The organism is Methylocucumis oryzae (assembly GCF_000963695.1).
Taxonomy (GTDB): Bacteria; Pseudomonadota; Gammaproteobacteria; order Methylococcales; family Methylomonadaceae; genus Methylovulum; species Methylovulum oryzae.
Genome location: NZ_LAJX01000088.1, coordinates 16,404 through 27,634, shown reverse-complemented (window position 1 = coordinate 27,634; position 11,231 = coordinate 16,404). Strand labels below are relative to the sequence as shown.

Sequence of the window (11,231 nt, the reverse complement as noted above, 5' to 3'; positions counted from 1 at the left end):
GGTGGCATTAATGACGGTGCTATGGGCTTTATTGTCTATCGTGACCTTAACCGGTTGTTCAAATACGACGGCTTTAAGATTGTCGCTAAAAATGCCTTGCTCGTTAAATTTTAATTGACCCACAATGCGTTGAATCGGCAGTTGTATGCTTTTAATCCATAAGCGATTATTGTTAAATTGCGCGCTACCTAACACGGTGGGGTCTTTTTCTGACAACATCGGCACATTTAGCGCTAAATCCACCACGGTGTCGCCTTCAGGTTCTATGGCTTTGATTAATCCGCCAACATAGTCGTTTAACGGGCTGTGTTGTAAAAAATTTAAGCTATTAGCGACCGAGCCATTGACTTGGCCGGTAATGGCGAGGTCTTTACCGCGTCCGACGGCTTCATTAATCACGACGGTGTTACTGGCGGTTAAGCCTAGGCAGTAACCATGACTCGCATGGATTTCCATGCGGCGTTGGGTGAAGTTTAACTCGCCATTCACTTCGGTTAATGTAGGCCAATCTGGCGCGTAAATCAGTTCTAAATTTTGAATGTTGAGATGGGCTTGAAATATTCCGCCATTACCAACCATTTCGCTGCTAATAATTTGTGCCTTGGCGTCTTGGTCGGGTGTTAATTCAGGCAGTGGTGTGATGTTTGTCGATGTTGCTGGTTCGTGGCCTAAGTCAATGGTTTTATTGAGAGGGCCGTAATATGACAGACGTCCGTCGCTAATTTGACCTGAGACAAACGCGCGATCTAACCAGGCGACATCTTCACTATCCATATCTAGGGCTGGGTAGTAATGGCGTAATTGGCTGACGTCATCGGCGCTTAATTCGGTGAGCCAATCGGTAAATAAAGCGGCTTGTGGGTCATCGGGTAGCTGTAGTTGAAACCGGGTAGAGGTCGTCAGGCCGGGTAAGTCGATTTGTATCGCTGAGCCGGTTAAGGCTAAGCCGTCTGCTTGCCGTTGCCAATTAATCCCGGCATTAAGCTGGGTTAATGTCAGCGGCTCGCGCAAATGCTTAGGGCTGGTGATGATGGTGTGTTTGCCGTTTAACTTGAGTTGGCCTTGGTGTTGGTTGCCGTTAATTTCGCCGCTAATCGTTTGCACACTTAAATCGGGGTGGTTAATGCCTAACTGGTTAAATTTGCCTTTTACCGTATAACGTTGTTGCTTAGCGTCGATGTAAAAACCTAGATTGTTAAGTTGGCCTTGTAGTTGGGTTTGCTTAAGCACTTTTAACTCAGGCGATAATGCGGCTAAGTCAAAAGGTTGTATTAGCTGAGTTAACGCGGCTAAATCAACCTGTTTTATTTGACCTGAGATTATATTTGTTTGCGCATCGGAGTTTTGTACCGTTACGTGAAAGCTTATCGGCTTTAGCGGGTGTTGAGTATGGCTGGGTGTGATGGCAAGCTGATTGACGGTTAATTGCCAGGCAGGAGTAGGCAGGTTTGTTAAGTGCTGCCATTGGCCTGTGACGCTGATACGATTTAAGTTAAGCGGCTGGCTGTTACCTTGTTGTAATGCAATGTCTTGTAGTCTGCTTACCACGGCGATTTGTTGTAAGTGCGCGTCGGTTAAACGTCCCCAAAGTTGTATATCGGCTAAGCCGTTGTTTAACGTTAATGAGGCGGGTAGTTGCTCTTTTAGCCACTGTGCCAGATTAAGTGACTTGGCATCTAAATAAATTAGGCCGGATAGTTCATTGGCTGCAAAAGGATTGCCGGTGAATTGCGCGCTAATCCGTAGCGCATCGCCATAAGAGGGGTTTAGAGCCGTTTGTATGTCTAAGTGATGTTGAGCGTTGTCGTTGCTGAGTAATAAGTCGGCATGGTTTAAGCTGAGGACATGGTTTGCTTTGCTCGTTTCTATAAACGCAATTTCGCTATCACTGACGCTAAAGCGACCTATGTTAAACAACCAGTCAGGATTGCCTTCGCTAGCAGGTAAGCCATGCACATGGATACTGCCATCGGCTGAGCGCTCTAAGGTGAGTTTAATGCCTTTTATCGTTAAGCCAAGGGCTGGCATTAAGGCTTGGCGGCGTACTAGCGCGAATAAATCTACGCTAATATGAACATCATCGAGTTTTATCGCGGTAGTGGTTGTGTGCGCATCGGTTAAGCTGATGTTATCGATAAGAATTTCTGGAGTAAGCCCGCGAAATCCTGTTGTGATTCGGTTAATGCTGACCGGGGCGCCTAAGGTTTGACTGGCGAAGTCAGTGAGTTCTGTTTGATAATGCGGCAGTGCAGATAAGATGATACGCGCACCCGTTAAGCCTAATGCGGTTAGCACCAGCGTAACAAAAAGTAACAGGCGAGTGGCACGATGTAAGTGGACAATCATTGTTCAATGCGAAAGCCTGGCCGTTTATAACAACACCACATCGTATTGTTCTTGATTGTATTGAGCTTCAGCGCGGAATTTGATTTGCACACCTAAGAACGTTTCTAATTCCGCTAACATGTTAGCTTCTTCATCTAATAGCATTTCAACGACGCTGTTTGATGCTAACACCATTAAAGTTTTTACTTTGTATAAGCGTACTGAGCGGATGATTTCGCGGAAGATTTCTAGGCAAACGGTTTCTGCAGTTTTTAATACTCCACGTCCACCACAAGCGCTACATGGCTCGCATAAAATATGCTCTAAGCTTTCCCGCGTGCGTTTACGCGTCATTTCCACTAGGCCTAAGACCGATACTTCAGTGATTTTAGTTTTTGCCCGGTCTTTTTTCTAAATGCCGTTCTAATGCTTGTAATACTTGCCGTCTGTGCTCTTCGCTTTTCATATCGATAAAATCAATAATGATAATACCGCCTAAGTTGCGTAGTCTTAATTGTCGGGCAATGGTTTGTGCGGCTTCTAAGTTAGTTTTAAAAATGGTTTCTTCTAAGTTTCTGCCGCCGACATAACCGCCGGTATTAACATCTACCGTGGTCATTGCTTCTGTTTGGTCAAACACTAAATGCCCGCCGGATTTAAGTTTAACTTTTCGTTCTAAGGCTTTTTTGAGTTCATCTTCGACGCTGTAAATATCAAATACAGGACATTCGCCGCTGTAATGCTCAATCATTGGCACGATTTCAGGGACGAATATTTCTGCAAATTCGATAAGTCTATGATAGGTTTCCCTAGAATCCACGCGCACGCGTTCTAAGCCTTCTTTGTATAAGTCTCTTAAGGTGCGAATACTCAGTGGTAAATCTTTATGAATAAATTCTTTGGGCTTGGCGCTGGCAATTTTTTCTGAGATGGATTCCCATAGTTTTAATAGAAAATTCATGTCGGCGATTAACACTGCTTCATCGACACATTCAGCAGCGGTTCGGGCGATAAAACCACCGCATTGATGCTCTTTACGGAATTGTTCAACACATTGTCTAAGGCGTATGCGCTCAGAATCACATTCTATGCGCTGAGATACACCGGCTGTATTGGCATAAGGCATATACACTTGATAACGCGACGGTATGGCGATTTCGGTGGTGAGACGCGCGCCTTTTGTGCCTAAGGGGTCTTTGACGACTTGTACGACAATCGCTTGGCCTTCATGAAAATAATGCTCGATATTTTCTGAGCCTTTTTTTTCTAAGTCACGGCTGCATATATCCGATAAATGCAAAAATGCCGCTCTATCTAAACCTATATCGACAAAAGCCGCTTGCATACCCGGCAGCACTCGACACACTTCGCCTTTATAGATATTGCCGACTAAACCGCGTTCACGGGTGCGCTCTATAATGAGTTCTTGTAACACACCGTTTTCTATGACGGCGACACGGGTTTCGGGTGGCGTGACATTAATCAGGATTTCTTCGCTCATACTGTGGGATATATGCCGTGCAATGCTAATAATTGACTGGTTTCGTATAACGGTAGACCGACAATGCCGGAAAAACTGCCGTTAATATGGCTAACAAAGATACCGCCTCTACCTTGTATAGCATAAGCACCAGCTTTGTCTAGTGGTTCGCCGCTTTGCCAATAGGCGTCGATTTCTGCATCGCTCAGTGGTTTAAAGGTAACCTCTGATTTGCTAACGACTAAATCGTGTTTATGGCTGCGTAAAGACACTGCGGTATAAACCCAATGAGTTATGCCAGATAAGCTGCGTAGCATTCTTATCGCATCATGTTTATCTGTGGGTTTACCCAAAATGTGTTGGTTGACGACGACACTGGTATCTGCGGCTAATATAGCGGTATGCTCAGGAAAATGTAACGCACACGCTGCCGATTTTTCCTCGGCCATACGTTTGACATAGCTAAGCGGGTCTTCGTTATCATAAGGAGTCTCATCGATGGCTGTTGGATGGACGTGGTAACGAATCGCGATTTGGTTGAGTAGTTCCTGGCGTCTCGGTGACGCTGAGGCAAGAATAAGAGTCGTAGCCATTAGCGGTGATAAGGATGGTTGTTTAACAAGCTCCACGCGCGGTAAATTTGCTCAGCGATGATGATTCGCACTAGTGGATGAGGGAAGGTGAGCGGCGATAAACTCCAACTTTCCTGGGCTTTGGCTTTAACGTTATCCGATAATCCATCCGCTCCGCCCACTAATAATGCAATGTTTTTGCCTAATAATTGCCAGCGTTTTAAAGCATTGGCCAGTTGCGGGGTGGTCCAAGGCTGACCAGGTATGTCTAGCGTAACGATATGGTTATTTTGGCTAGCGGATAGCATACGTTCGCCTTCATCATTGACGATTCTGACAATATCGCTGTTCTTGCTGCGCTTACCAGGGCTGAGTTCCGTGAGCTGTAATTGGCATTCGCGCGGCAAACGTTTGGCATATTCATCGTAACCTTGTTGTACCCAGCTAGGCATACGATTGCCGATAGTGATTAAATGTATTTGCATGGGTGGGCAGGATACAGACAACCGCTGTTGGATGCAACGATTAAGCGGTTGTCTTTCGTTTTGATGGCTACCAATGTAAGGCGGGACAGGGTATTCAGGGTACAGGTGTTGGCAGCAGGGATGCTGCCACCAAGCCTACAGGGATGTATTTACGGCGTCCTGTACCTTGAATACCCTGTCCCTGCTAAAGTGTGTAGCGGTTTTGATTAGCGTAAGAAGCGTCCGCCGCTAATGTCGATAAGCGCACCGTTAATATGAGAAGACATATCGCTGGCTAAAAACAACACGGAACTGGCGACTTCTTCGGCAAAGGTATTACGGCCTAGCGGTGTTTGTTTACGGTAGTTTTCCAGCATTTCAGGCGTTGAATGAATCTCATGATGTTGAGTTTCTACTGTGCCTGGCATGATGGAGTTGGTGCGTATTGCTGGGGCTAATTCTTTTGCTAGAGTATGGGTAAAAACCATTAAGCCGCCTTTAGCTGCTGCATACGCGCCTGCGCCATTAGCGCCACCGGTTTGTACCGATAATGATAATAAATTGATAATGCGACCATCGCCAGTGGCGCGTAAATGCGGTATCGCACGTTTAGTGACTAAAAACGCACTGTTAAGGTTTAAGGCTTGAGTTTGAGTCCAAACTTCTAACGAGCAGTCTTCGATTTTGGCACGTTGAATCAGGCCACCGCTGTTATTGACTAAAATATCTAGGCAACCGGTTTCAGCAATTAATTGATCGACAACATGGTTAGCTTGGTCTTCTTGAGTTAAGTCACCGGACAGCAAAACTGAGCGAATGCCTTGCTCAGCCAACTCAGCATGTAAGTCTTCGGCGGCATTTTTACTTGAATGATAATGCAGGCCAATGGTCGCGCCTGCTCGGCCAAGCGCAATGGCAGAGGCTTTGCCAATGCCTACTGCCGCGCCGGTAATTAATGCAACTTTATTCGTTAAGTCTAACGTTTGGTTAGGTACCATGTATGTGCTCCGGGTTTACCGGCAGCTTTTCACCTGGAAAATTTTAGCTCGATTTTTACCCCTATGGATCGTAGAAAAAAAAATCTGCGACATCTCAGGCGGCGTCCGGTAGTCAACTGTGTAGGGAATGTGGTTGTCATTTAATACAGCAAGAAAAGCTGCGACATTAGAGCAGGCTAAGGCAACATGGTTAATCAGTGTATCTTTGCCCGCATACGGTGGTTGTTCAACGACCGAAACATGTACTATTGCGGTTTCGCCGTTATAAAGCCATGCGCCACCGCGTTTAGAAGGCGCTCGAAGCCCTTGTTTTAAGCCCAGTATGCGTTCGTAAAAAGACACGACTTCAGGTAATTGTGAAGCCGTAGTGACGATATTGATATGGTTAATGCCTGATATATTCATTCCTGTCGCAGCTTGGTAAGGTTTATTTTCTCATTCGTCCGAGGCAGCCGTTTCAGGTGCTTCGGGATTGTTTAACTGTTTAATTTTGTCTAGCACTTCTTGCGCGTGTCCATCTGGGGTAACGCCATATATAACATCGGCTAACACGCCTTGCTTATCGATAATAAAGGTGGAGCGGAAAATAGCCATGCTTTTAACGCCTTCTTTTTCGCGTTCGCGCCAGACACCATAGCTTTCACAAAGCTGACCGCTGGTATCGGCTAATAATTGAATTTTTAGACCGAATTTATTGATAAAGTCGCGGTGGCTTTCGCAACTATCTTTGCTAACACCAATAATTACCGTATCTTCTGCCGCAAAGTCATCGATGAGCGCGGTAAATTGGTTGGCTTCTATTGTGCAGCCTGGCGTGTCATCTTTTGGGTAAAAATATAACACGACGTTTTTTTCATTATAGTAATCGTTTAGGCTAACGAGTTGACCATTTTCATTAAATGACCTAAACATAGGTGCGGCTTGTGCTTTTTCTAACATAACTCCTCCAAATATATAATTATTATCAACGCCGATACCCGCAGCGTCACTGCATCATAGTAAGCGTACCGGTGAAAGTCCAGTGTTGATGTAATAATTATTGCTTAATGCGTTTAATGGGTTTATTGGTTGGGGGAACAGTCCGGACTATTTTTATGGTTGCTTAGGCAGTGCTTTTTCATGGGGAGGTGAAGCCACTGATGCGATGCCTTTTTTGGCATGTAGTTGCCACATTGCTGGTAGAGCTGTGGGTAAATTTAAGACAATTCGTCCTTGTTCGGCATTAATCGTTAAATTGGCCAGGTCTATAGGCACATAAATATCGAGTTGGCCTTCGATGTCGGTAAACATGCCGTTTTTAGCGATGGTAAGTTGTTTTTCATCCTCGTTATAAGTCGCTGTGATGCTACTGGTTGGAAAACCAAAACCTTTTATGTTTAAGTGGGCGTGAGGAGGGTTATTAGCCGATGGTAGGGCGTGTAAAACCACATCGCCGACATTCGCGTTGATGGTAAGCGCTGTGCCTAATTGCGCTAAGCTTAGCTCTTTGTCTGTTTTGTGCGGTGTAGCTAACGCAGCTAAGCCAGACATAGCCAGCGCAAGTGCTGCAAATAACCAAGGCTTAACGGTTTTTGGTAGATTTTGCCAATGTTGTAGCAAAATGAAGTCAGGTATTTCGCGGTCTGGCAGGTTTTCCCATTTTGCTATTAATGCGTAATAAAGCCAGGCACAAACAGCATACGTGAGAAAGCCACTCCACAGCACATCAGAGAGAAAATGCCCTCCTGCGGCAATGCGTCCCATACCAACGGACAGCCCCAGCAATAAAGCCGCCACGAAATAGGCGAGTGCTAGTAACGGTTTTTTGCGGCGGTTTAGGAAAAAAAAAAACACCCAGAATACATAACCTACACTGCAATGTCCGCAGGGAAAAGATTTACCTTCAGCACCGGGCATTCCGGGCGGTTGATACGCCAATTGACCGTGAAATTGCTCAATTTGGCGAGGTCGTGGCCGACCATAATGGTCTTTAAAAATGCCGTTGACGACTAAGCCAGGGCCTAAAATAATGCAAAACAAGATGTAAAACGCGACTCGTCTATGCTTTGTTGCTGAAGGTTTGCTACCAGAAAACGCTAACACGCCAAGACAGCCTAACAGTAACACATTGACTAATATCGGTATTGCCTTATAAAAAAATACCCAAATAGTTCGCTGCTCTTCTGGCCAGAAATTGTCTGGGTTATCTGCATGAAAAAAGCGTTGGGCGACTTGTATGTCTAAGTCTGACAACCAAAATGGCAGTGTTAATAGGGCAACGACACTAAGAAATAGACTTATTTCTGTGATTATCGGGCGGTGCAGGATGGGTGAGGCTGCAATTGCTTTCATAAGAGTGGTGTAATGAATGAGAGAGGATGGGCGGTATAACGGGTTATGTTGACGACAGCACTAGGTTATTGACATAATCACTACAGATTAACTTAACAATACGATGATTTTATGACCGATCCTATTATTTTTACTGATAACGCAGCGACTAAAGTGAGCGAATTAATTGCCGAAGAAGGCAATGATAATTTGAAGTTGCGAGTTTATGTGTCAGGCGGCGGGTGTTCTGGATTCCAATATGGTTTTACGTTTGATGAACAAGTTAACGAAGATGATACTTGTGTGGTCAAAAGTGGCGTAACTGTATTAATTGACTCAATGAGTATTCAGTATTTAACAGGTGCGCAAATCGACTACAAAGAAGACTTGTCAGGCGCGCAATTTGTTATTAAAAACCCTAATGCCACGACGACATGTGGTTGTGGTTCTTCCTTTTCAGCTTAACATTTCTGATAAATAGCTCCGAGAATAACCTCGCGGCTAGCACCGGTAACCTGTTTTAAATTGCCTGGCAAACCATTCAGCGTTTGTCGGGCTAACCAGGCGAATGCCATTGCTTCAACATGATCCGGGTGTATGCCATAGGCTTCGCTAGAGGCAATTGAACAGGCGAGGTTTTGCTCTAATAATTCCATTAGTAGTTGGTTGTGTACCCCGCCGCCGCAAATCAGTACTTGCTCTGCTATCGGTGCATGTTTTTTTATCGCGTCGCATATTGTCACGGCGGTGAGATAGCATAAACTGGCTTGTAAGTCTTCGGGTTTATAACGAGTGCTGTCGATTTGTTGCGTTAGCCAGTCTAAGCAGAAATATTCTTTGCCAGTGCTTTTGGGTGGCGGGCTAGTAAAATAAGCGTCTTGCTTAAGTTGGGCGACTAAGTCGTAATCAATCACGCCTGTTTTCGCCCAATTGCCGTGTTCATCGTAGGGGAGTCCTAGGCAACGATGAATCCACTGATCTAGTAAAACATTACCTGGGCCAGTATCAAAGCCTAGGCTGTTGTTATTAGGGTTTGAGGGTAATATTGTGATATTGGCGATACCGCCAATGTTGACAATACAGCGCTCGATATGCGCGTGGCGGAATACTGCCTGGTGAAAGGCAGGCACTAAAGGCGCACCTTGACCTTGGGCAGCGATGTCACGGCGTCTAAAATCAGCGATAGTCGTAATATTAGTCAATTCAGCAATAATATTAGGGTCGCCGATTTGTAACGTAAACGGAGCTGACTCCGTCATGCCATGATGCACGGTTTGACCATGGCTGCCTATGGCTTTAATGGCCGTTGCTGGGTATTTGCTTTTAGCTAATAACGCGATAACAGCTTCAGCAAATAAAAGACCTAGCTTATGATCTAGGCTGCCATAGTCTTTTAACGTAATTCGTGCCGTCGCGTCGCTTACTTGGTCAATGTGCGCTTTGATTTCTGCACTGAACGGCAAATAAATAAAATCGATAAGTAAAGGTTTAGCGCCAGAAAAATCTACTAACGCGGCGTCAATACCATCCGCACTAGTGCCTGAGATAATGCTATATAAAGTTCTGGCATGAGCGCCTCCGTTATCTATAAAGTAACGTCTAAGATTTTATGCATTGGCGCAACCTGTTATTCGTTGTGCTGTTGATTTTTAGCCAATAAGGTACGCGCTTTAACCGAGTAAAGTTGCGCTAAAACGGGTTTAGCCGTGGTTTTAAAATCAACTAACTCGTTATCATTAAGCGTCAATAAATGCCTTGAGGTTTGTCGCTCTGGATTTTTATGCACACCATCTACGCGAAACTCATAGTGCAAATGTGGGCCTGTGGCGAGACCAGTTTGACCGACATAACCAATGATGTCGCCTTGATGAACGTTGTCGCCATCGAGTAAGCCACGTTTAAAACCCGATAAATGAGCATATAACGTTTCGTAATGCTCACCGTGTTTAAGGATAATGACTTGACCGTAACCACCTTTTCTTCCCATAAAGGCGATTGAGCCATCACCGGCTGCTTTAACAGGGGTGCCTGTACGGGCCGCATAATCAACGCCTTTATGGGCGCGGATTCTGTTTAAAATAGGGTGTCTGCGATTTGTGCTGAAGTGAGAGCTAATACGTGCGTATTCAACAGGTGTGCTTAAAAAGGCTTTGCGCATCGCTTTGCCTTCCGGGGTGTAATAATTGACATTACCTTCATAGTCTTCATAGCGTACAGCTGTTAAGACCTTGCCTTCATTCACAAACTCTGCCGCAATAATTTGCTCATTACCGTCCATTCCTGTTTGGTAAACCACAGTAAATTCATCACCCTGATGTAGATTGGTGGCGAAGTCAATATCCCAGGCGAATACGCTGGTAAGCTGGTCAATTAATTGGTCAGATAAACCGGCTTCGCGCCCTGCGTCTTCCAATGTTGATTCGATGATGCCGTAAGCACTGGAATAGGGGTAGTTTGAGTTATCGGCTGGATTAGAGTCATCGGTCGTTTTTTTGGCCGGAATTAACGCGTGTATGCGTTTGTTTGCTATGGGTTGGCTATCTACGTTAACGAAGGGGTTATGCGACGGTGTGTGAGGAATCTTTGCGGGTAAAATCGGTTGGTTAAGCGCAGAGTCGTTAAATTCAGCCGCGAGGTTGGTTAAAACCTCATCTGAAGAGTTATCTTGCTCGACGTGCTGGCTTGTGTGTTTTGCTAAATAATGGTGGTGATGTTTTAGGCGTACATGCTGGCGAGCATGTAATTTTGTTAACAGCGATTCGCTATGTTTGTGCTTGCTGTGTAATAAGTCTTTGTGGGACTTAGTGTGTAGGATAGCTACAACGGGTTTCGATTTGCTTGAAGATGTTTGGTGCTTTTGTGTTTTGCTAGTTTTATGGGGCTTGCTAGTTAAGGCAACTACAGTCTTTTTAGTCTTAGTCTGTTTGACTTGAGTTAATGCTGGTTTTTTTGTGGTGGTATGAGGCTTTGCGTAACCATAAGTTGTTGGCACAATAACCCCTAACCCGATTAATAAACAAGTCGATAAGTGTTTTTTTATTGGCATTCGCGTAATGACGATAAGTGAGTTAATGGCGTGGTT

At 45.0% G+C, this 11,231-nt stretch carries 12 protein-coding genes; 1 reads left to right on the top strand and 11 read right to left on the bottom strand.

Annotation, left to right across the window (positions count from 1 at the left end):
- The 9 genes from VZ94_RS09110 to VZ94_RS22660 all read right to left on the bottom strand — a co-directional run.
- The coding region (locus VZ94_RS09110; protein WP_045778985.1) for a YhdP family phospholipid transporter at positions 1–2,346 on the bottom strand (2,346 nt) is incomplete at its 3' end.
- A gap of 24 nt (positions 2,347–2,370) precedes the next feature.
- On the bottom strand, positions 2,371–2,679 hold the full coding sequence (locus VZ94_RS33205) for a ribonuclease G (RefSeq protein WP_439097721.1): 309 nt from the start codon (positions 2,677–2,679) through the stop codon (positions 2,371–2,373).
- Between the two features lie 34 nt (positions 2,680–2,713).
- Positions 2,714–3,826, bottom strand: coding sequence for an Rne/Rng family ribonuclease (locus VZ94_RS09105; protein ID WP_439097720.1), 1,113 nt, complete (start codon positions 3,824–3,826; stop codon positions 2,714–2,716).
- Positions 3,823–4,398 (bottom strand): Maf family protein, encoded by a 576-nt coding sequence (locus VZ94_RS09100; protein ID WP_045778984.1) that lies wholly within the window; start codon positions 4,396–4,398, stop codon positions 3,823–3,825. The genes VZ94_RS09105 and VZ94_RS09100 overlap by 4 nt, the downstream gene beginning before the upstream one ends.
- The gene (gene rlmH, locus VZ94_RS09095) at positions 4,398–4,862 is read right to left on the bottom strand and encodes a 23S rRNA (pseudouridine(1915)-N(3))-methyltransferase RlmH (protein WP_045778983.1); all 465 of its coding nucleotides are present in this window, start codon (positions 4,860–4,862) and stop codon (positions 4,398–4,400) included. The genes VZ94_RS09100 and rlmH overlap by 1 nt, the downstream gene beginning before the upstream one ends.
- A gap of 206 nt (positions 4,863–5,068) precedes the next feature.
- A complete protein-coding gene (locus VZ94_RS09085) occupies positions 5,069–5,839 on the bottom strand; it encodes an SDR family NAD(P)-dependent oxidoreductase (protein WP_045778981.1) in 771 nt (256 codons plus the stop codon).
- Between the two features lie 15 nt (positions 5,840–5,854).
- Entirely contained in the window at positions 5,855–6,244 is a 390-nt protein-coding gene (locus tag VZ94_RS22665; RefSeq protein ID WP_052700379.1) for a VOC family protein, read from the bottom strand.
- Positions 6,245–6,274: 30 nt separating this feature from the next.
- Positions 6,275–6,778 (bottom strand): peroxiredoxin, encoded by a 504-nt coding sequence (locus VZ94_RS09075; protein ID WP_045778980.1) that lies wholly within the window; start codon positions 6,776–6,778, stop codon positions 6,275–6,277.
- A 153-nt stretch (positions 6,779–6,931) separates the two neighbouring features.
- Entirely contained in the window at positions 6,932–8,170 is a 1,239-nt protein-coding gene (locus VZ94_RS22660; protein WP_082081511.1) for a phosphatase PAP2 family protein, read from the bottom strand.
- 111 nt (positions 8,171–8,281) lie between these two features.
- On the opposite strand from VZ94_RS22660, the gene erpA reads away from it, so the two are divergent.
- Positions 8,282–8,614 carry an iron-sulfur cluster insertion protein ErpA gene (gene erpA, locus VZ94_RS09065; RefSeq protein ID WP_045778979.1) on the top strand — a complete coding sequence of 111 codons (333 nt, stop codon included), beginning with the start codon at positions 8,282–8,284 and terminating at the stop codon, positions 8,612–8,614.
- Here the strand turns inward: erpA and VZ94_RS09060 are convergent.
- Together VZ94_RS09060 and VZ94_RS09055 are read right to left on the bottom strand one after the other, a co-directional pair.
- The gene (locus VZ94_RS09060; protein ID WP_239649790.1) at positions 8,611–9,672 is read right to left on the bottom strand and encodes an anhydro-N-acetylmuramic acid kinase; all 1,062 of its coding nucleotides are present in this window, start codon (positions 9,670–9,672) and stop codon (positions 8,611–8,613) included. The two genes, erpA and VZ94_RS09060, sit on opposite strands and share 4 nt — an antisense overlap.
- Before the next feature lie 104 nt (positions 9,673–9,776).
- A complete protein-coding gene (locus VZ94_RS09055; protein ID WP_052700377.1) occupies positions 9,777–11,195 on the bottom strand; it encodes a M23 family metallopeptidase in 1,419 nt (472 codons plus the stop codon).
- Positions 11,196–11,231: the final 36 nt, after the last annotated feature.